At 43.5% G+C, this 20,777-nt stretch carries 17 protein-coding genes; 15 read left to right on the forward strand and 2 right to left on the reverse strand.

Features of this window, described 5'->3' with window-relative positions; genetic code table 11:
- The 4 genes from V7K25_RS06070 to V7K25_RS06085 all read left to right on the forward strand — a co-directional run.
- A partial coding sequence (locus tag V7K25_RS06070; RefSeq protein WP_335156045.1) for a transcription antitermination protein NusB occupies positions 1-135 on the forward strand: 135 nt, incomplete at its 5' end.
- A 152-nt stretch (positions 136-287) separates the two neighbouring features.
- The gene (gene ftsY / locus V7K25_RS06075; protein ID WP_335156013.1) at positions 288-1,949 is read left to right on the forward strand and encodes a signal recognition particle-docking protein FtsY; all 1,662 of its coding nucleotides are present in this window, start codon (positions 288-290) and stop codon (positions 1,947-1,949) included.
- Positions 1,950-2,993: 1,044 nt separating this feature from the next.
- Positions 2,994-4,385, forward strand: a complete 1,392-nt coding sequence (locus V7K25_RS06080) for a PP2C family protein-serine/threonine phosphatase (RefSeq protein WP_335156015.1) — start codon at positions 2,994-2,996, stop codon at positions 4,383-4,385.
- A gap of 347 nt (positions 4,386-4,732) precedes the next feature.
- Positions 4,733-4,912 carry a hypothetical protein gene (locus V7K25_RS06085; protein WP_335156018.1) on the forward strand — a complete coding sequence of 60 codons (180 nt, stop codon included), beginning with the start codon at positions 4,733-4,735 and terminating at the stop codon, positions 4,910-4,912.
- Between the two features lie 8 nt (positions 4,913-4,920).
- On the opposite strand, the gene V7K25_RS06090 is transcribed toward V7K25_RS06085, so the two are convergent.
- On the reverse strand, positions 4,921-5,724 hold the full coding sequence (locus V7K25_RS06090; protein WP_335156020.1) for a PhzF family phenazine biosynthesis protein: 804 nt from the start codon (positions 5,722-5,724) through the stop codon (positions 4,921-4,923).
- 232 nt (positions 5,725-5,956) lie between these two features.
- Between V7K25_RS06090 and V7K25_RS06095 the strand changes: the two genes are divergently transcribed.
- The 8 genes from V7K25_RS06095 to V7K25_RS06130 all read left to right on the forward strand — a co-directional run bounded on the left by V7K25_RS06095 (position 5,957) and on the right by V7K25_RS06130 (position 12,643).
- A complete protein-coding gene (locus V7K25_RS06095; RefSeq protein WP_335156022.1) occupies positions 5,957-6,184 on the forward strand; it encodes a hypothetical protein in 228 nt (75 codons plus the stop codon).
- A gap of 47 nt (positions 6,185-6,231) precedes the next feature.
- The gene (locus V7K25_RS06100) at positions 6,232-7,614 is read left to right on the forward strand and encodes an aminopeptidase P family protein (protein ID WP_335156024.1); all 1,383 of its coding nucleotides are present in this window, start codon (positions 6,232-6,234) and stop codon (positions 7,612-7,614) included.
- A gap of 48 nt (positions 7,615-7,662) precedes the next feature.
- Positions 7,663-8,148 (forward strand): hypothetical protein, encoded by a 486-nt coding sequence (locus V7K25_RS06105; RefSeq protein ID WP_335156026.1) that lies wholly within the window; start codon positions 7,663-7,665, stop codon positions 8,146-8,148.
- Positions 8,149-8,412: 264 nt separating this feature from the next.
- Entirely contained in the window at positions 8,413-9,879 is a 1,467-nt protein-coding gene (gene ffh, locus V7K25_RS06110; RefSeq protein WP_335156028.1) for a signal recognition particle protein, read from the forward strand.
- A 128-nt stretch (positions 9,880-10,007) separates the two neighbouring features.
- Positions 10,008-10,274 carry a 30S ribosomal protein S16 gene (gene rpsP, locus V7K25_RS06115; protein WP_335156030.1) on the forward strand — a complete coding sequence of 89 codons (267 nt, stop codon included), beginning with the start codon at positions 10,008-10,010 and terminating at the stop codon, positions 10,272-10,274.
- Complete coding sequence (locus V7K25_RS06120) at positions 10,231-10,671, forward strand: KH domain-containing protein (RefSeq protein WP_335156032.1); 441 nt, start codon at positions 10,231-10,233, stop codon at positions 10,669-10,671. Before rpsP ends, V7K25_RS06120 begins: the two co-directional genes overlap by 44 nt.
- 471 nt (positions 10,672-11,142) lie before the next feature.
- Entirely contained in the window at positions 11,143-12,096 is a 954-nt protein-coding gene (locus tag V7K25_RS06125) for a PhoH family protein (RefSeq protein WP_335156034.1), read from the forward strand.
- A gap of 142 nt (positions 12,097-12,238) precedes the next feature.
- Positions 12,239-12,643 carry a ChuX/HutX family heme-like substrate-binding protein gene (locus V7K25_RS06130; RefSeq protein ID WP_335156036.1) on the forward strand — a complete coding sequence of 135 codons (405 nt, stop codon included), beginning with the start codon at positions 12,239-12,241 and terminating at the stop codon, positions 12,641-12,643.
- Between the two features lie 472 nt (positions 12,644-13,115).
- Here V7K25_RS06130 and V7K25_RS06135 read toward each other — a convergent pair whose 3' ends face one another.
- Entirely contained in the window at positions 13,116-13,745 is a 630-nt protein-coding gene (locus V7K25_RS06135) for a DUF4126 domain-containing protein (protein ID WP_335156038.1), read from the reverse strand.
- A gap of 604 nt (positions 13,746-14,349) precedes the next feature.
- On the opposite strand from V7K25_RS06135, the gene metH reads away from it, so the two are divergent.
- The 3 genes from metH (at position 14,350) to rpmB (ending at position 20,500) form a co-directional block, all read left to right on the forward strand.
- Positions 14,350-17,877 carry a methionine synthase gene (metH, locus tag V7K25_RS06140; protein ID WP_335156040.1) on the forward strand — a complete coding sequence of 1,176 codons (3,528 nt, stop codon included), beginning with the start codon at positions 14,350-14,352 and terminating at the stop codon, positions 17,875-17,877.
- 240 nt (positions 17,878-18,117) lie between these two features.
- A complete protein-coding gene (gene htpG / locus V7K25_RS06145; protein WP_335156042.1) occupies positions 18,118-20,103 on the forward strand; it encodes a molecular chaperone HtpG in 1,986 nt (661 codons plus the stop codon).
- Positions 20,104-20,263: 160 nt separating this feature from the next.
- On the forward strand, positions 20,264-20,500 hold the full coding sequence (gene rpmB / locus V7K25_RS06150) for a 50S ribosomal protein L28 (protein ID WP_196527392.1): 237 nt from the start codon (positions 20,264-20,266) through the stop codon (positions 20,498-20,500).
- The last annotated feature ends 277 nt before the right edge of the window (positions 20,501-20,777 follow it).

The following is a 20,777-nucleotide window of genomic DNA, read 5'->3' on the forward strand; positions in this document are numbered from 1 at the left end:
AAGTTCTTAGGAGTTCCAGACAGTATCGCCATCAACGAAGCTGTGGAGCTAGCCAAACGCTACAGTGGAGACGATGGTCATCGGTTTATTAACGGGGTTTTGCGCCGAGTCATTGAGCAGAAAAAGACAGCATAGGCTTTTAATTACTTGCCAAAGTCAGGGAGATGAGGGAGCAAGGGAAGCAAGGAAAACAGGGGAAGAAGAACTATTGATTATTGCCCAATGCCCAATGCCCCAAGTTAAATTAAACTCATAACTTATAACTTAATATAACTAATACTGCTGCAATGGTTTTTAATTGGTTCCGTCGTAAACATAATGATTCCTCTGACACTCCCTCTGATAAAAAACAGGAAGAAACTCCTGCTGCACAAGAACCTCAGCCAGAGCCAGCCGAAACATTAACACCAACTGCTGAAACTGCTCCAGACACAACGACAGACTTGTTAGCATTTGCTAAAGCTGCTTACAAAAATATTCAGCAAAAACAACAAGTCGAGGTAGTAGAAACCCCGGCTGATTCAGGTGATGCCTCACCAGCATCAGCACCACCTGAAACCGCAGAAACGGCAATTGCGGAAATTACCGAAGCAAAAGCAATTGAGGAACCTGTTAGTACAACCGTAGAAACAGCACAACCAGAAGTTATCCAAGCTGCTACTGAAGAAGAAATTACAGAAGATTCCTCAGTAGCAGCAATTGCTGAAGAGCCAGATGTCTTCAGCCCAGAGCTGACGGCAAATGAGGCTGAACCAACGCCCACCGAACCAGTAGCTATGCCAGAGGCAACACAGCCAACAGCACTATCCTTCTTAGAACGGGCGGCGGCAGAACGGCAAGCCAAGCTGGAACAACTAATGGCCACTGCTATTGAAGTTCCACCAGAGGTAGTACAGCCAGTAGCTGCAACCTCAGAGACAGGAGAGGAAATTCCTGGACTAGTATTTGATGATGGGTTTGTCTGGTCGGCGAAAGTTTTAGCAGCTCAAGGTAGAAGTCCAGAAGACGTTTCTATTGAAGAAATTACCTGGCTGAAAAAGCTCCGGCAAGGGTTAGATAAAACTCGTCGTAGCATTCTTAACCAACTGAAGGCGATCGTTGGTCAAGGGCCGCTAAACCAAGCTGCTGTAACGGAAATTGAGGCATTGCTCTTACAAGCTGATGTAGGTGTAGAAGCGACAGACTTTATTATCAATGCTCTACAGACAAAACTTCGTGAAGAAGTTACCGCACCTGAAGAAGCGATCGCTTACCTGAAAAAAATCCTCCGGGATATGCTGGATGCACCAAGCATTGCGTCTCACAAAACTATCTTTACCCCAGAAAAAGAAACCTTGAATATTTGGTTAATCACTGGGGTAAATGGTGCCGGTAAAACTACTACCATCGGTAAAATTGCCCATCTGGGACAAAAATCTGGTTATAAATGCTTAATTGGGGCAGCAGACACCTTCCGCGCCGCAGCCGTGGAACAGGTGAAGGTTTGGGGTAATAGAAGTGGTGTAGAAGTAATTTCCAATCCGGGAAAGAATACAGATCCGGCAGCAGTTGTGTTTGATGCGATCGCAGCCGCCCAAGCACGTCAAACCGAATTACTTCTGGTAGATACAGCTGGACGACTGCAAAATAAGAAAAATTTAATGGACGAACTTAGCAAAATTCGGCGAATTATCGACAAAAAAGCCCCAAATGCCAAAGTAGAATCTCTTTTAGTTTTAGATGCTACTTTAGGGCAAAATGGACTGCGGCAAGCCGAAGTTTTCTCCCAAGCTGCCCAATTAAGTGGCGTTGTTTTAACTAAGCTTGATGGCACTGCCAAAGGTGGCGTTGCCCTTGCAGTTGTGCAACAGCTAGGTTTACCCATTCGCTTTATTGGTGCTGGCGAAGGAATTGAAGACCTGCGCCCCTTTTCTAGCTATGAGTTTGTCGAAGCTCTCTTGAGCGGCTAACTGAAAAATTTGGAGTTAAATATTTTTCTTGACAACTGATAAATTTAGGGATTACTGATCTGGTATTATCACTTGAACTCATTAGAAACAGATCACTTCTTGTAAATCATAAGTTTGTCACAATAAATGGATAACTTTTGCTAAAATTTCAAGCTAATGCCTTTTTTCACACTCTGATGGGCATTTAGACACAACACACAAAACCCCGGAAGCTTCATCTTGCAGCGATTTAAAGGGCAAGCGAGACGCTCACCCCTAAATACAACATGTGCAAGATGGACAGCAGTCTGAGCAGTGAGTAGTGCGTTGGGGAGCCAGTACAGTCAGTTCAGCACTATAGGAGGGTTTGCCTTTCTAGGTAACTAGTATTGCCTATGGCGACTTGTATTCTTAGATCGAAGGAACTGCCTTCGCGAGTTGGCAGAACTGCATACTGCACGTAACTTACTTAAGAGTGGGAGTAAGAGCGTCATTTGTTTGCCCAGCGCCAGCCAACATCAGGAAAACTACGGCTTCCTACCATCAGAACTTCGCAAAACCGTCTACTATGAACTCAAAAAGCGAATTGCTGTAAGTAAGCTGGTTCAACACTTCCAGGTGTATTCTCATCTCTTACTTGCGAAAGTATCTATAAATATTTTCTCTAGTAATCCGGGTTTTCACTCAAAAAAATTCCACTCTCCTAGTTGCCTCTGCCCAAACAATTACTATGAAAGCGTTATAAATTATTCTTTTAATAAAGTATTTTTATGACTTTAGAGATATGCTTTGGTAATTAAGTTATGAGAAAATAAAAAGCTTTCTTAACTATCACTAAAACTAGTAATTTTTACGGATTGGTTTTTGGCTAAAAATACATGATTTGAAATTACAAATATTCCATCAGAAATACAATCAGCAAATAAAATACTGATAAAAGTTACCTGTTACGTCTTTATACTCTTGCTAAAGTGACAAGTCTTGTCTAAATATGGTTTAGCAATGCCAAAGCCAAAAGATTTATAAGTAATCTAAAATCTGCCAATATAAAGTGCAATAGTACCTGTGCCTGTGTCTCAACTGCCCTCTCAACCCATTGACAATAATAGTAGTGCCGCGACAGATGTCACACCAGTCGTAGCACTCAAAGAACTCGTGGCAAGGTTGCACCGGGAACAGAACAAAATTCAAGATTTGCTCAGTTCTTTAGGATTTGCCCTAAGAAGTTTCAATAATTTGAATCAGTTTTTGGAACTGATCCCCCTGATGGCAACAAGAGTGACAGATGCAGACGGCAGCGCCCTGTTTCTCTACAAACCTAATGGTCAAGTAAGATTAGAGCAGTTACATTGGCAAGATAGTCGCCAGCGAAAAAATATCCGCAAAGCCCTAGAAATAGCCAGCAGTCAAATCACGCTTCTGCCCAATGCTGCCCCTCTAGCAAATGCCACGGGGATTTTGGATGACCAGATGCATCGCTATCTGGGGCCAGATGTACAAATCTTTGGTACGGCGATTCTAGTGAAGCATACAGAACGGGGATGGCTCTATGTCTTGAGCCGCGATCCAGAATATAGTTGGACAGAAACGAGGCAAAAGTTAGTTAGGTTAGTAGCAGACCAAACAGCCGTTGCGATCGAAAACGATGAACTAGCTGTAGAACTAAGAAAAAAAGAACGCCTAGACCAAGAACTAGAAATTGGTGCAGAAATTCAACGGCGACTTTTGCCACGTCAATGTCCCACAATCCCTGGTGCAGTCCTGGCGGCACGTTGTAAACCTGCCAATCGCGTCGGCGGAGACTATTACGACTTTATTGCTACCAATCACAATAAAATCCAATCCAAGACCAAAGGCAGCATGGAAAATAGTCGCTGGGGTTTGGTTATTGGAGATGTCATGGGCAAAGGTGTTCCGGCTGGGCTGATTATGACGATGATGCGGGGAATGTTACGGGGAGAAGTGCTACATGGTAATTCTCCTGCTGGAATTCTACAAAACTTAAATAGAGTTATGTATGCGGATTTGGAAAATTCCCATCGGTTTATAACGCTATTTTATTCAGAATATAATCCCCACAGCCGAATTTTGTCTTATAGCAATGCGGCACACAATCCTCCCTTGTGGTGGCATGCAGCTACAAAAACTGTCAGCCGTTTAGATACTCTAGGAATGTTAATTGGTTTGGATGCTAACAGTCAATATGAAGATGCCCAGGCACAGTTAGAGCCTGGAGATACAATTATCTACTATACAGATGGTTTGACCGATGCTGCTGCTGCTAGTGGCGATCGCTTCGATGAAGATAACTTTGTCGCTGGCTTCAATACGGCTTGTAAGTACTGCAATGGTCCAGAGGAGATTGTGGATTACCTATTCGACCAAGTTGAGCAATTCATTGGTGCTGATAAGCAAAACACTGATGATATGACACTAGTTGTTCTGCAAATTTTATAGTTATTAGCCATTTTTGGTTGATCAAGTCATGATCGAACCGATGGCGACTGGGGATTCACTAGAGTAATTCTACTAAATTTAATTTTTTATTTATTTTTTATTTGAATTTCCGTAGCGATCGCCTAAATGGTCGCACATCAGCCTTTTTTCAAGATTCATTTGTATTCAGCCTTTAGGAGGATACATAAAAAATGATCGTTACAATACTTTTCTGTTCAAGTAAAAACTATATATTTTGCACATCTAGCACAGTAGGAAACGCCAAGGGAGAGACTAGGTAAAATGTACAAGGTAAAAAGTAAAAGGTAAATTTACTTCTTCATTTTTGCTTTCTTTCTATCCTTGTGATGCAAGCATTTGGCCTGCTCACTCTTAGCGTTTTAATTTTTCCTTTCTCCGCCGTAGCAAGTTCAAAACAGCTACGACGGAGTTTTGCTTTAACAATAAATACGTTTCCAGTCGAGTGTCCTTATTCCATTGCCCAAATTCTTGATGCTGAGTTTTTACCAGATGCTATTAATTTGTAATATTAGGTTTATGCGGTAATTAACTCGCCTCGCATAACAGTTACCGCTTGTCCACTCAGAAAGACGCGATCGCCTCCGTCATAATGCACCTTCACCACGCCACCACGACTGGATGCCTGATAACCCAATAACTCATCTTTGTGCAAGCGATCGCGCCAGAAGGGAGCAAGACAGCAATGAGCCGCCCCAGTTACAGGGTCTTCATCAATCCCTAAACCCGGTGCAAAGAAGCGAGAGACAAAATCATATTCAGAATCAACGTTAGTGAGGCTGGTGACAATAATCTCAGAAGTAGGCAATGTTTTCAATATTTGGAAATTTGGCTGTATTTGCCATACCAAATCTTCAGATTCCAATTCCACTAAATAGCCCAAGGAATTCAAAAAAACAGATTTGTATGGGACACCCAAAGCAGCTTTGAGTTCTTGCGGGGCGACTGTTACTTGTGAATGATTCACAGGAAAATCTAACTCAATCCACTCACCTTGCAACTTCGCAATCAGCACTCCGCTTTTAGTATAAAAACGCGCAACTTCATCAGGTGATAAATGCCCCTCTGACCAAAGTACATGGGCACTAGCTAAAGTTGCGTGACCACAAAGCGGTACTTCTAGCGTGGGCGTAAACCAACGCAGATTGAAGCCATCATCCTGTATTCTAACTAGAAAAGCTGTCTCAGCTAAATTCATTTCCTGCGCTACATTCTGCATCCAGCGTTCGTTTTGGGGAGTAGGCAGAACACAGACAGCAGCAGGATTACCTGCAAAAGGTGTATTGGTAAAAGCATCAACCTGAGTAATGGTTTGTCCCATTAGAGTCACCTTGAAAATTAGACAGCATTATATTTATTTATTAGGAGTGCATTAGATATTTATGCCTCTATTGCCTCTATTTACCATTGTTATGAGGCGGTGCATCATTTGTAGGGTAACACAGCTAGCAAAGCGCGTGTTACATCCAAACGAGAACCGCCATATACAGTACCTGATAAATTAGGAATACAATTTCCAAAAACTGGGGTCAATGTCAAAGCAAAACGGAAACATGACCATAAAAATTCTCAGAAGCATCTTTGCGGCTGTCAACTTAGCGCTAATATCTGGAGGATTAGTTAGTTGTGTTGTTGAGGTACCGCAGCCATCTGCTCCAACTGAGCAACAAAAACCAGTCGTACAGCCTAACCAAGTAAAGCAGAACGACAAAGATGACGACGACAAACATGGCGATCGCAAGAATGATAAACACGATGACGATAAAGACGATAACGACTAAATAAAGGCAAAGCTATAACTTTTACCCTTCTTTTTGAGTTTCTATTTATGCTAATCCAACAAACTTCTACTTCCCTCGTCGATACTTTACGCCACCGACGCCAACAATTAGCCAACCTGATTGATTTTCCAGCAATTCTGTGGTCAGGTAGCAACAGTTCGCGTAACTTTCCTGCAAATCCCTTTCCGTTTCGCGCTAGCAGTCATTTCCTCTATTTTGCTGGACTGCCATTATCAAATGCAGCAATTCGTTTAGAAGGCGGCAAACTAGAACTATTTATAGACGATCCATCACCCAGCAGCGCTCTTTGGCATGGAAAAATGCCAACGCGGGAGGAAATAGCTCAGAATATTGGGGCAGATGTAGCTCGACCAATGGCAGAATTAGAGTCTTGGTTAGAAGATGCCGCCACACTTGCTGTACAAGATGCAGCTACTTGGACGCAACAATCACAGCTATTAAATAGATGGGTTTTACCACAAAGTCCTCCCCAAGGAATTGACTTGGAGTTAGCTAAGGCGATCGTTTCTCTCCGCCTCACTCATGATGAAGCTGCATTAACCCAGTTGCGAAAAGCTGCTGCTGTCACTGTTGAGGCGCACAAAGTTGGTATGGCAGCAACACCTAAAGCCAAGCTAGAAGCAGAAGTTCGGGCAGCAATGGAAGGGGTAATTATTGCCCATAATATGACCACCTCTTACAACAGTATTGTTACCGTTCACGGTGAAGTTTTGCATAACGAACAGTATCACCATCCCCTACAACCAGGTGACTTATTACTTGCCGATGTTGGCGCTGAAACTGAGACGGGTTGGGCAGGTGATGTAACTCGCACATGGCCAGTTTCTGGTAACTTTTCATCTACCCAAAGAGATATTTATAATGTTGTGCTGGTAGCCCATGATGCTTGCATTGCCAAAATACACCCTGGTGCAGAGTATGGGGATATTCATTTGTTAGCTGCTACGGTTATAGCTGAAGGTTTAGTAGAGTTAGGCATTTTACAAGGAAATCCCCAAGATTTAGTAGAGATGGATGCCCACGCGCTGTTTTTCCCTCATGGTATCGGTCATCTACTGGGCTTAGATGTTCATGATATGGAAGATTTGGGTGATTTAGCTGGGTATGAAGAGGGACGTTCTAGGAGCGATCGCTTTGGCTTAGGCTACCTCCGTTTAAATCGTCCTTTGCGTCCAGGAATGTTAGTCACAATTGAACCTGGTTTTTATCAAGTACCAGCAATTTTAAATGATGCCAATGTTCGCTCAAAATATCAGAGTGTAGTGAATTGGCAGCGCTTATCTGAATTTGCCGATGTGCGCGGAATCCGTATTGAAGATGATGTTTTAGTTACCGCAGAAGGTAGCGAAGTTTTAACAGCCGCATTACCAAATGATGCCAATACTATAGAAAATTTAGTAGATTCCTAATCTGTGCATCATGCCTTGCTAATTGATAGCGTAAACACATAGGATGTTATGAGAAAAACCCCAATAGGATTACTAGTGGGCGGAGTTATTGTCGCCTTCGGATTATTGCCATTATTAGCTCAAGCACAGCAGCCGCTTTCTGATACCCAAGTTGCGGCGATGGTAGAAGCATTACGACAAGCTGCACCGCAGACAAAAAACCCCAACGATGGATATTACAGCGAATGGCAAGTTAAACCAGAAACCCTTAAAGGCTGGACAAGAACTTGTCTCAAACGAGAACTGACACCGACGCAGTTTGAAAATAGCCCTGCGATCGCCCGCGAAGTTGTATCCTGTATCACGCGCCGTGAATTAACTAATCAGTTTCGCGCCACCAACAATAATGAAATTGCATCTGTGCGTGGTGCAGCTTGTTGGTGGATGACTGGTAGCTATACAGGTTGTAATAAAGGTTTCACTGCTGAGTATGTGCAAAAAGTTGTCCGCTTTTATCAACAACAACGTTCAAAACCAGCAGAAACTCAACCATAAAATGGCGATTATAACAGTTTTCAAATCAATAAGCTATGTGTAAAGCTCTCTTTCACAAGACTTACGCAAAAAATCATGAGGAAACGAACCGCAAAGGACGCAAAGGACAGTTTGCCACTTTAATAAAGCTAAGTATCTGGTTGCTACAGTCGGGGTGAAAAATACTAAGCTGGTAGATAGCACGTTTAAACTTTAGCGGAAATTCGGAATCGCATTCATCGGCGGTTCAAAATTTCTCATTGGCGAACTACCTGTAATTACATTATGTTTGATGCTCTATCTGACCGTTTAGAATCCGCCTGGAAAAAACTGCGGGGACAGGACAAAATTTCTCAATCCAACATTCAAGATGCATTGCGCGAAGTGCGCCGCGCCTTGTTGGAAGCAGATGTTAATCTCCAGGTAGTCAAAGATTTTATTAGCGAAGTCGAAGCCAAGGCACAGGGAGCCGAGGTGATTACTGGTGTGCGACCTGACCAACAGTTCATCAAAATTGTTCACGATGAATTGGTGCAGGTGATGGGAGAAGAAAATGTTCCCATCGCAGAAGCCCAGGAACAACCTACTATTGTGCTAATGGCTGGGTTACAAGGTACTGGGAAAACCACAGCTACCGCTAAGTTAGCCTTACATTTGAGAAAATTAGATCGTAGCTGTTTGTTAGTAGCGACAGACGTATATCGCCCAGCAGCGATTGACCAGTTGGTAACGTTGGGTAAGCAAATTGACGTACCAGTATTTGAACTAGGAAGTGATGCAGATCCCGTAGAAATTGCAAGGCAAGGTGTAGAACGCGCCAGGGCAGAAGGTGTAAATACAGTAATTATTGATACTGCTGGTCGCCTGCAAATTGACGAAGATATGATGGCGGAATTAGCCCGCATCAAAGCAACTGTCCAACCCCATGAAACTCTGTTGGTGGTGGACGCGATGACTGGTCAAGAAGCAGCCAATCTTACCCGCACCTTCCATGATCAGATAGGAATTACTGGGGCGATTCTCACCAAGATGGATGGTGATAGCCGTGGTGGTGCAGCGCTTTCAGTGCGAAAGATTTCGGGAGCGCCAATTAAGTTTGTGGGCGTAGGTGAGAAAGTCGAGGCACTGCAACCGTTTTATCCCGATCGCATGGCATCCCGAATTTTGGGAATGGGCGATGTGCTGACCCTGGTAGAAAAAGCCCAGGAAGAGTTTGACTTAGCAGATGCTGAGAAAATGCAGGAGAAAATTTTGTCAGCAAAGTTTGACTTTACTGACTTTCTCAAGCAGTTGCGGATGCTAAAGAACATGGGTTCTCTGGGAGGCTTCATCAAGATGATTCCAGGGATGAACAAGCTCTCAGACGATCAACTTAAGCAGGGAGAAACCCAGCTAAAACGCTGTGAGGCGATGATTAACTCCATGACTCGCCAAGAACGCCACGACCCCGATTTATTAGCTAGTTCTCCCAGTCGGCGGCGGCGGATTGCTGCTGGCTCCGGCTATAGAGAGTCAGATGTGACTAAACTAGTGGGTGATTTCCAAAAAATGCGATCGCTCATGCAGCAAATGAGTCAAGGTGGCTTCCCTGGAATGCCGGGAATGTTCGGCGGTGGCGGCATGGGCAACGCCTTCGCAGGTGCAGGCAATCGTCCCCCAGCCCCCGGATGGCGGGGTTATGGCGGTGATGCCACAGGCACGAAAAAGAAAAAAACCAAAGATAAAAAGAAGAAAGGCTTCGGTAATCTTTAGTTATTGGGCATTAGTAATTTGCTAATGACAAATGGCTAATAACTAATGAGAAATAGCACCAAATGCTAGACGAGTGCTAAAATTAGCATTTCGGCATACTTACCAATTAGGAGAATGATTCTTTAACCATGATCAAACTGCGCTTGAAGCGATACGGTAAAAAGCGGGAAGCAAGTTACCGCATTGTCGCCATTAACAACCTCGCTCGCCGCGATGGTCGTCCCCTAGAAGAGTTGGGATTCTACAACCCCAGAACCGATGAAGTGCGACTAGACGTTCCCGGCATCGTCAAGCGACTACAACAAGGCGCTCAACCCACTGACACCGTCCGTCGCATTTTAGTAAAAGCCAATGTTTTTGAACAGGTCAGTGCCACAGTTACAGCCGCATCATAATTCGGGAACAATATCCCCAACAGCTAGTCCCAACTATGTTGAGCTGGTTCGGTTTTTAGTGCAGCCATTTTTGGAATCTCCAGAGACTTTAAGCGTCGATTGTGAAATTTCTCAGGCCCTCAACCGGGCTTGGATTCGCATCGCCTTTGAAAACACGGATAAAGGGAAAGTGTTTGGTCGAGGGGGACGCAATATTCAGGCGATTCGTACAGTAATTGCCGCAGCCGCAGCCGCGACTGGGCAATCAGTATATCTGGATATCTACGGCAGCACTGCACCGGGCCGCGAGGGTATGTCTTTTGATGAAGAGACAGAAGAGCGATCGCCACCGCCGACTAGGAGAGAACCGCGTGGAAATGATGGGCCTAAACCCATTGTTAAACCTCGTCTCCGCTAATTTCAAACTAGAGAGCAAGTCTGAGCGGTTGTGGTTACCTCCGCTCAGAATTTTTGTAAAGATGGAAAGTAGCAAAAAGATTTTTGGATCTTTTTTTGAACTCTTCACCGAAGAGGCAGGGGAGCAGGGAGCAGGGAGAAAGATACTGGAATTAACCTGTCACAAGGATTAGAGACTACCTAAATTTATTTATGCCCAAAAGTAAAAGTATTTATTTGATGTGTAACACGAGAAATAATACGTCCTTACTTCAGCAGCCCTACATTCATGTATGGGCATTCCCCCCCTGCTCCCCGCCCCCTGCCCCTTTTCCTATTTTTGACAAGTAGGTGCGTACAGCTTTATGCTTCTACGAAGATTCATTTGTTACAAAGATTTTTCCAAAATGTAAATAATAAAAGCGTAATTTCGCTAAGGGCGAAAAAAGATTAACCTTTGTCAAACACAGATCCTCACCAATTAAGAAATACTATGGCAGGTGCCTTAACAATTCAGCTGCCCAATATTCCCAGTGCGATGGCTCTTGCCGGAGATAGAGAAGAAAATCTCAAAATGCTATCTCGGCAAACAGGAGCCACTTTAGTGCTACGCGGACAGGAATTAGTGATTTCTGGTACCGAAGGGCAAATTGATCTGGCTTCTCGATTAGTGCGATCGCTTGAAGACCTCTGGATTAAAGGCAATACTATTTCCAGTGCCGATATTTTAACAGCTCGTCAAGCCATAGATAGCGATCGGCAAGGGGAACTGCAAGATTTACAGCGAAATGTCCTTGCCAAAAGTCGCCGGGGCGAAGAAGTCCGTGCCAAAACCTTTCGCCAGCGTCAATATATCGATGCACTCCGTAGACGCGATCTCACCTTTGGTATTGGGCCTGCTGGTACTGGTAAGACTTATCTCGCTGTTGTTGTCGCTGTGCAAGCACTTCTTGCTAACGAGTTTGAAAAGCTAATTTTAACTCGCCCTGCCGTCGAAGCTGGTGAAAAACTTGGTTTTTTGCCTGGAGACTTACAGCAGAAAGTTAATCCCTATCTTCGCCCACTTTACGATGCTATTTATGAATTTATCGACCCCGAAAAAGTACCCAGTTTAATGGAACGCGGTGTAATTGAAGTCGCACCACTCGCTTATATGCGGGGACGCACCCTCAATAACGCCTTTGTAATTGTGGATGAAGCGCAAAATACTACACCTGCTCAAATGAAAATGGTTTTGACTCGTTTGGGTTTCCGTTCTCGGATGGTAATTACAGGCGACATGACACAAACTGATTTACCACTTCACCAACAATCGGGTTTAGGAGTAGCTTTACAAATTTTAAAACACGTTGAAGGCATTGCCTTTTGCGAATTTACCCAAAAAGATGTTGTGCGCCATCCTCTAGTTCAGCGCATTGTTGCTGCTTATGAACAATACGAGAAATAGCCATTAGTCATTAGTCACTTGTACTGAGTGACTCGTGCCGAGCCTGTCCTAAGTGTAGCCTCTCGTAGAGAAGTATTGGTCATTAGTAAAAAACTAATAAATGACAAATAACAAATAACCAATGACAAAGGACAAATGACAAATGACCAGAACATTGAAAGAATTTTTAGAAGCTTGTGAGACTTTAGGAACTTTGCGTTTAATTGTTACTAGCAGTGCTGCTGTATTAGAAGCACGAGGCAAAATAGAAAAGTTATTTTATGCAGAATTGCCTAAAGGTAAGTACGCGAATATGCATACTGAAGGCTTTGAATTTCATTTGAATATGGACAAAATTACTCAGGTGAAATTTGAAACAGGTGAAGCAAAGAGGGGGAATTTTACAACCTATGCTATCCGGTTTATAGATGAGAAACATGAACCTGCCTTAAGCCTGTTTTTGCAATGGGGTAAACCTGGCGAATATGAACCAGGACAGGTGGAAGCTTGGCAGACTCTAAAAGAGAAATATGGTGAAGTTTGGCAACCTTTCCCAGCAGAAATTTAATACAGATAATTGGTAATTATAAAAACATCATATTGATTACCAATTATTTTAGAGATGGTGATGTCACGAAAATGAATAAAAATGAGTAAAGACTTCGTAAAAAAAGAAGAAATCATAAAAAGCGTTGTCACTTGCAAACCTCACCAACTTTGTAGCGATATTTACTAAAGTAGTATATCGTAACTAAGCGTTAGAGACTGGCTCAGTGTTTTCATCTCCATAAAAACGGATGTAATGTTTAAATTAGCAGGGTGCATAGGCGTAGCCCGTTGTAGACATCGCTAACCTCGCAATAACATTCATTTATTCACGAGTATCAAAGACTCATTAACGGAGTTCAAAGACTGATTCACGAAGCTTTGAGGTTCATTCACGAGTATCAAAGGTGCGTTACGCTTTCGTGGTAACACATTCTACGACTACGATCGCTTTATAATTGCGATCGCAGCAACAACAACAAATCCATAAGTACTTATCCCAATTCCCTTGATGGAGAAACGGTTTTCTTAATTTGAGAAGATGATTTATTGAAGAAGAAATTCCAGATTCTTTGAATAGCTATTATTAGAAAACCAATCACAATCACTCCTGCTACCACTGGGAAAGCTAGCGCCAACACAGACAGTCCGATTGCAATGAGCAACTCAATGGTTGACACAACTGGATTGGTTAATCCACCTGAAACGCCAGTAGAACTTATCCGCAATATATTCGTTAATCCCTGAGTTAATCCTGCGGTTCCACCACCAGCAACTAAAGCTAACGTCCATTGCACCAATGGATTCATCTCTGGAGCAACAGATGCTGTGACAATTGTCCCGGCGATAAATGCCGCAGGAGTGGCTACAATATCTAGCAGATGATCCAACCAAGGAATGTAATAACCGATAATTTCCAGCGAACAAGCGACTGCAAAAACAATTACAGCTTGAGGTGTTTCCACCCAATCAAAGTTAGTCGGCAAATCTAAATGTCCAAAAACTGAAGCCACACTCAATGCTAGCAGTGGTACAAATACTCGAAAGCCAGCCGCAGCGCTCAAACTAATCCCCAGTAATAATTCAATAAATGTATTTAGATTGAACAAAGAATTTAAATCCATAGTAAGACTCAAGTTATACTCCTGGTGTTTTTTCCATCTTTGAGCTGAACGGAGTAACAACTCTAAGCTGTGATTCTAAGATAAGAAACTTGGCGAAAATATTTCATCTTACTATGTGTAGAATTTAGTAAAACCCCGCCTGTGTCAATACTGCGTAGGTTTTTCCTAAAAAATAACTCCAATGTAGGTTGGGTTTCGTTCCTCAGTGAATTACCCCCCTTAATCCCCCCGATATATTGGGGGTAAATTAGAAATTTTGTTCCCTGCCCTTTATAAGGGGAGGGTTAGGGTGGGGTAAAAGCTTGGTAGCTATTTCAGACTTTTGTGTAAACCGTAGCCTTGCGGGGAGGGAAGACAAAGCGTAGCTGCAAGCCAAGTGGGGTTCTTCGAGTTTAATAACCAATCAAGCACACATGATATGAGGACGCTTTTGCATAATTCTGCCGTCGTCAACCTTGATAAATCAGGTCAAAATGAGCCAATAGTGAGTTTCAGCAAAACAGACTTTATTAAAAGATGCCGAAAATATCACAATCTTGGAAAATAATAAAGTAAGTGGAGTATCACAATACTCACTTGATTTCCTCATTTCTTCTAGGAAAATATGACTCATCCTTTCCTTGAACGCCTGCGTAGTCCAGATAGCCCAGTCCTCGTCTTCGACGGGGCGATGGGAACCAACCTGCAAACCCAAAACCTCACTGCTGAGGACTTCGGTGGCCCACAGTATGAAGGTTGTAACGAATACTTAGTTCACACGAAACCCGAAGCAGTCGCTAAGGTTCACCGAGACTTTCTCGCTGCTGGTGCTGATGTCATTGAAACCGATACCTTTGGCAGTACCTCCCTTGTGCTGGCAGAATATGACTTGGCAGACCAAGCCTATTACCTCACCAAGACAGCCGCAGAATTAGCAAAGCGTGTGGCGGCGGAATTTTCCACGCCAGAAAAACCCCGCTTTGTGGCAGGTTCCATCGGCCCCACAACAAAACTTCCTACCTTGGGACATATTGACTTTGACACCATGAAAGCTACTTTTGCTGAACAAGCAGAAGCGCTGTGGGATGGTGGTGTCGATTTATTTCTGGTGGAAACTTGCCAAGATGTGCTGCAAATTAAGGCGGCGCTGAATGCCATTGAAGAAGTGTTTGCCAAAAAAGGCGATCGCCGTCCGTTGATGGTGTCTGTGACAATGGAAAGCATGGGCACAATGTTGGTTGGTTCAGAAATCAGCGCTGTGCTGACAATTTTGGAACCTTACCCAATTGATATTCTCGGTCTAAACTGTGCCACAGGCCCAGACTTGATGAAACCACATATCAAGTATCTGGCAGAACATTCACCTTTCATCGTTTCCTGTATACCCAACGCGGGTTTACCTGAGAACGTTGGCGGTCAAGCGCACTACCGCCTGACACCATTAGAATTACGGATGTCATTGATGCATTTTGTTGAAGATTTGGGTGTCCAAGTGATTGGGGGTTGCTGTGGGACACGTCCAGAACACATTCAACAATTGGCAGAAGTTGCTAAAGGTCTGAAGCCAAAAGTTAGACATCCTAGCTTAGAACCAGCAGCAGCATCAATTTACACCACTCAGCCCTACGACCAAGATAATTCCTTCTTGATTGTTGGCGAACGTCTCAACGCCAGTGGTTCCAAGAAGTGCCGCGATTTGCTAAACGCCGAAGATTGGGATGGACTCGTTTCAATGGCGAGGGCGCAGGTAAAAGAAGGCGCACACATCCTCGATATCAACGTCGATTATGTGGGACGCGACGGTGTACGAGATATGCACGAATTAGTTTCGCGCATTGTTAATAATGTGACATTGCCTTTAATGCTTGACTCTACCGAATGGGAAAAGATGGAGGCAGGTTTAAAGGTTGCCGGTGGTAAGTGTTTGCTGAACTCCACCAACTACGAAGATGGGGAAACGCGCTTTTTGAAGGTGCTGGAGTTAGCGAAAAAATATGGTGCTGGTGTAGTCATTGGTACTATCGATGAAGATGGGATGGCGCGGACAGCAGACAAAAAGTTTGCGATCGCGGGGCGTGCATACCGTCAAGCTGTAGAATATGGCATACCACCCACAGAAATATTTTTTGATACCCTAGCGTTACCCATTTCCACCGGGATTGAAGAAGACCGAGAAAACGGTAAAGCCACAATCGAATCCATCCGGCGGATTCGTGAAGGATTGCCTGGATGTCATGTGATTTTGGGTGTTTCTAATATTTCCTTTGGTTTGAATCCAGCCTCGCGGATGGTGCTGAACTCAGTGTTTTTACACGAAGCGACAACGGCGGGAATGGATGCAGCCATTGTCAGCGCTAACAAGATTTTACCGTTATCGAAGATTGACGCCCGCCATCAAGAAATTTGTCGGCAGTTGATTTATGATGAGCGGAAATTTGAGGGTAATGTTTGTGTTTACGATCCCTTGGGAGAGCTTACCACAGTGTTTGCCGGGGTAACAACTAAGCGCGATCGCTCCTTAGACGAAAGTCTCCCCATCCCAGAACGTCTGAAACGCCATATCATCGATGGCGAACGCATTGGCTTAGAAGAACATCTGAAAAAAGCCTTAGAAGAACATCCCCCCTTAGAAATTATCAACACCTTCCTGCTAGACGGCATGAAAGTTGTCGGGGAATTATTCGGTTCTGGACAAATGCAGTTACCTTTCGTCTTGCAATCTGCGGAAACCATGAAAGCGGCGGTAGCGTTTCTAGAACCGTTCATGGAAAAATCAGAATCAGGCAACAATGGCAAGGGAACCTTTATCATTGCTACAGTGAAAGGCGATGTCCACGACATTGGTAAAAACTTGGTGGATATCATCTTATCCAACAACGGCTACAAGGTGATTAACCTGGGAATTAAGCAGCCGGTGGAAAACATCATCAACGCTTACGAACAGCATAAAGCTGATTGTATAGCCATGAGTGGTTTGCTGGTAAAATCCACCGCTTTCATGAAAGAGAACTTGGAGGTATTTAACGAAAAGGGAATTAGTGTCCCTGTGATATTAGGTGGTGCGGCGCTGACTCCCAAGTTTGTCTATGAAGATTGCCAAAATACCTATAAAGGTAAAGTTGTTTATGGCAAAGATGCCTTTTCTGACTTGCACTTCATGGATAAATTGATGCCAGCAAAGGGTACTGGTAACTGGGAAGATTTGCAGGGATTTTTGAACGAAGTTGAAACTGCTGAAGTTTCGACTAATGGTTACAAAGAACCAAAAAATAAGACTGCTGAAGAAACATCTGCTGAACCAAAAGAACTAGATACAAGACGTTCCGAAGCTGTGGCGATAGATATTGAACGTCCCACACCGCCTTTCTGGGGAACGAAGTTATTGCAGCTTACTGATATTCCCATTGAGGAAATATTCTGGCACTTAGATTTACAAGCTTTAATTGCTGGACAATGGCAATTCCGTAAACCAAAGGAACAATCTAAGGAAGAATATCAGGCTTTCTTGGCTGAGAAAGTTTACCCAGTTTTAGAAACTTGGAAACAGCGAATTCTTGAAGAAAATTTGTTGCATCCCCAAGTTATTTACGGGTATTTCCCTTGTCAAGCCGAGGGCAATTCTCTACATATATATGATTCAGAGAACCAATCACAACAGGTTGCAACTTTTGAATTCCCCAGACAGAAGGCTTTAAGGCGGCTGTGCATAGCAGATTTCTTTGCACCGAAGGAGTCAGGAATTATTGATGTCTTCCCGATGCAGGCGGTGACTGTAGGTGAGATTGCCACAGAGTTCGCCCAAAAGCTGTTTGCTGCCAATCAATACACTGATTACCTGTATTTTCACGGTATGGCGGTACAGGTAGCGGAAGCTGTAGCTGAATGGACACACGCCAGAATCCGCCGCGAGTTAGGTTTTACTGCTGAGGAACCCGATAATATTCGGGATATATTGGCACAACGCTATCGTGGCTCACGATATAGTTTTGGGTATCCAGCTTGTCCAAATATTCAAGACCAATATAAGCAACTGGAGTTATTGCAGACTGACAGGATTAATTTGTATATGGATGAAAGTGAACAACTTTATCCAGAACAGTCTACCACTGCGATTATTGCTTACCACCCGTTAGCAAAATACTTTAGCGCGTAGAATTCTACCCCTTCAACCCTCGCCTCACTTGTGGCGAGGGAATGGGGAGTACGGAAATCCGACTCAGAAAATGGGGGCAAACAACGCTCAAAAAAGGTGCGATCGCCTAAGCTATGCTTCTAAAATCCTAATTGGTATCATGTCCTTCTTTGTTCTCCGGGTTTATTCTGGGAAACAGAGAGTTAGGCTGTATTAACCACTATCATCATTTCAGATACTAACATCGAAGAATTACCAATTATGCTAGAACAAGGCACTATCAGTATTCATACTGAGAATATTTTCCCGATCATTAAAAAATCGCTTTACTCAGATCATCAAATATTCTTGCGGGAACTGGTATCTAACGCTGTAGACGCCATCCAAAAACTGAAAATGGTATCCCGCGCTGGAGATTACGCTGGAGATATCGGCGAACCAGAAATTGAAATTGCCATTGACAAAGATAAGAAAACCCTATCCATTTCCGATAACGGTATCGGGATGACCGCAGATGAAGTTAAGAAATATATCAATCAGGTTGCCTTCTCTAGTGCTGAAGAATTTATTCATAAGTATGAAGGCAAATCAGATCAACCGATAATTGGCCACTTCGGTCTTGGTTTTTACTCTTCCTTCATGGTGGCGCAAAAGGTAGAGATTGATACCCTTTCATACCAAGAAGGGGCACAGGCGGTTCACTGGACTTGCGATGGTTCGCCAGCTTTCACCCTAGAAGAATCGCCCCGGACAACTCGCGGCACTACTATTACTCTTAGCCTGCAAGGAGAAGAAGAGGAATTCCTAGAATCAGCACGGATTAAGAATCTTGTCAAGACCTACTGCGATTTTTTACCAGTACCGATAAAGCTGGAAGGCGAAGTTTTAAATAAGCAAAAAGCACCGTGGCGAGAGTCTCCGAGTAATCTGAGTCAAGAAGATTATTTAGAGTTTTACCGCTACTTGTACCCTTTTCAGGAAGAACCTCTGTTGTGGGTACATTTAAATACTGACTATCCCTTTATCATTAACGGGATTTTGTATTTTCCCAAAATGAGACCGGATGTAGATGTTACGAAAGGGCAAATCAAGCTATTTTGCAATCAAGTTTTTGTTAGCGACAACTGCGAAGAAATTATCCCGCAATTTCTGACTCCAATGCGGGGTGTGATTGATAGTACCGATATTCCCCTGAACGTATCGCGTAGTGCCTTGCAAGGCGATCGCACCGTGCGGAGAATCGGTGATTACATTGCTAAAAAAGTAGGCGATCGCCTCAAAGAACTTTTCCGCGACAACCGCGAACAATATATTAGCGCTTGGAAGGATCTTGGTACTTTTGTAAAATTCGGCGTTCTCAACGACGAGAAATTCAAAAAACAAATCGAAGATATTATAGTCTTCCGCACCACCGCCAAGCTAACAGAAAAAGTTGCTGCTGAAACTCCAGTGGTTGAAGTACAGTCTTCAGACGGGGATGCTTGGCAAGATGTGACTCCTTCACCTAGTTCTGACTCAGCACCCAGCGCTCCTTACACCACACTGAAAGAGTATTTAGAACGTAACAAAGAACGTAACGAAAACCGAGTTTTCTACAGCACCGATGGAGCAACCCAAGCAACATACATAGAACTGCACAAAAATCAAGGCTTGGAAGTCCTGTTTATGGACTCCTTCATTGACACCCACTTTATCAACTTCCTAGAGCGGGAATATCAGGATGTCAAATTTACACGGGTGGACTCCGATTTAGATAATACCCTGCTGGAACAAGACAAAGCTACGGAAATTGTTGATCCGAAGACGAACAAAACTCGGAGTGAGACGATCAAAGAGTTATTTGAGAAATCTCTCAACAAACCCAAACTCAATATCCGCACCGAAGCTTTAAAATCAGACGATCCTCATGGTACACCACCTGCGATCGTTCTTTTACCAGAGATTCTCCGCCGGATGCGAGAAATGAACGCCATGATGCAGCAGCAGTCAGTAGATTTTCCCGAAGATCACGTTTTGCTGGTGAATACTGCTCATCCGTTGATTCAAAATCTGGCAAATCTTAACCAAGGTACTATTATTCAAGGTGATGGTCAATCGCCTACCGATCAGTTAGTGAACTTGATTTGTCAACACGTCTACGATTTAGCGCTGATGTCTCAGAAAGGATTTGACGCTGAGGGAATGAAATCTTTCGTTGAGCGATCGAATGAGGTACTCACCAAGCTGACAGAACAAGCTAGTAAGTAAGAATAGTTAGGAGTACAGACGCGATTAATGGCTTCTGTACAAGAGTTAGGGGTTATTTCTCCCCTTGCTCCCTCATCTCCCTCATCTCCTTTCCTACTTCTGTTGCCTAAGACCTAAAATGGAAAGGCTGTATTCAAATAACAATCTGGAGATACTTGCAATGTCCCGTCGCTGTGAACTAACTGGTAAGAAGGCAAATAACGCTTTTGCTGTTTCCCACTCCCACCGCCGTACTAAACGCCTTCAGCACGTTAATCTGCAAAGCAAGCGTGTTTGGTGGGAAGCTGGAAATCGTTGGGTGAAGTTAAAGCTGTCTACCAAAGCAATCAAAACCCTACAAATTAATGGGTTAGAAGCAATGGCAAAAGAAGCTGGCATTAACCTAAATCATTACTAAGTAATGTAGATTTTATAACCTGAGACTTTCGTAAGGTGAAATACATGTGATTCGTAGGGGCGTACAGCTAGCTGTGCGCCTCTACTGGTTAATATCAAAATCTAGAAGGATAAACATTCAACTAGACTATATAGTCCATGACAGAACCATGATCTATACCTGTAAATCTACGGAACATCAGAATTGCTTCCATTTCACTAAAACTGGCAACTATATCAACTGCTATTCTTACTTTTTGATTTTTCTGGTCTCCCGTTGTTAATAATCTTTCCAAAGA

This window comes from Nostoc sp. (assembly GCF_036919495.1).
GTDB lineage: Bacteria > Cyanobacteriota > Cyanobacteriia > Cyanobacteriales > Nostocaceae > Nostoc.

What these genes read in the sequence shown, in the direction of transcription:
- V7K25_RS06100 (WP_335156024.1), top strand. Translation starts at nt 6,232, where the DNA reads ATGCTAATCCAACAAACTTCTACTTCCCTCGTCGATACTTTACGCCAC.
- rpmB (WP_196527392.1), top strand. Translation starts at nt 20,264, where the DNA reads ATGTCCCGTCGCTGTGAACTAACTGGTAAGAAGGCAAATAACGCTTTT.
- V7K25_RS06125 (WP_335156034.1), top strand. Translation starts at nt 11,143, where the DNA reads ATGGCAGGTGCCTTAACAATTCAGCTGCCCAATATTCCCAGTGCGATG.
- rpsP (WP_335156030.1), top strand. Translation starts at nt 10,008, where the DNA reads ATGATCAAACTGCGCTTGAAGCGATACGGTAAAAAGCGGGAAGCAAGT.
- V7K25_RS06120 (WP_335156032.1), top strand. Translation starts at nt 10,231, where the DNA reads ATGTTTTTGAACAGGTCAGTGCCACAGTTACAGCCGCATCATAATTCG.
- V7K25_RS06105 (WP_335156026.1), top strand. Translation starts at nt 7,663, where the DNA reads ATGAGAAAAACCCCAATAGGATTACTAGTGGGCGGAGTTATTGTCGCC.
- V7K25_RS06130 (WP_335156036.1), top strand. Translation starts at nt 12,239, where the DNA reads ATGACCAGAACATTGAAAGAATTTTTAGAAGCTTGTGAGACTTTAGGA.
- htpG (WP_335156042.1), top strand. Translation starts at nt 18,118, where the DNA reads ATGCTAGAACAAGGCACTATCAGTATTCATACTGAGAATATTTTCCCG.
- V7K25_RS06090 (WP_335156020.1), bottom strand. Translation starts at nt 5,724, where the DNA reads ATGGGACAAACCATTACTCAGGTTGATGCTTTTACCAATACACCTTTT.
- metH (WP_335156040.1), top strand. Translation starts at nt 14,350, where the DNA reads ATGACTCATCCTTTCCTTGAACGCCTGCGTAGTCCAGATAGCCCAGTC.
- V7K25_RS06095 (WP_335156022.1), top strand. Translation starts at nt 5,957, where the DNA reads ATGACCATAAAAATTCTCAGAAGCATCTTTGCGGCTGTCAACTTAGCG.
- ftsY (WP_335156013.1), top strand. Translation starts at nt 288, where the DNA reads ATGGTTTTTAATTGGTTCCGTCGTAAACATAATGATTCCTCTGACACT.
- V7K25_RS06135 (WP_335156038.1), bottom strand. Translation starts at nt 13,745, where the DNA reads ATGGATTTAAATTCTTTGTTCAATCTAAATACATTTATTGAATTATTA.
- ffh (WP_335156028.1), top strand. Translation starts at nt 8,413, where the DNA reads ATGTTTGATGCTCTATCTGACCGTTTAGAATCCGCCTGGAAAAAACTG.
- V7K25_RS06085 (WP_335156018.1), top strand. Translation starts at nt 4,733, where the DNA reads ATGCAAGCATTTGGCCTGCTCACTCTTAGCGTTTTAATTTTTCCTTTC.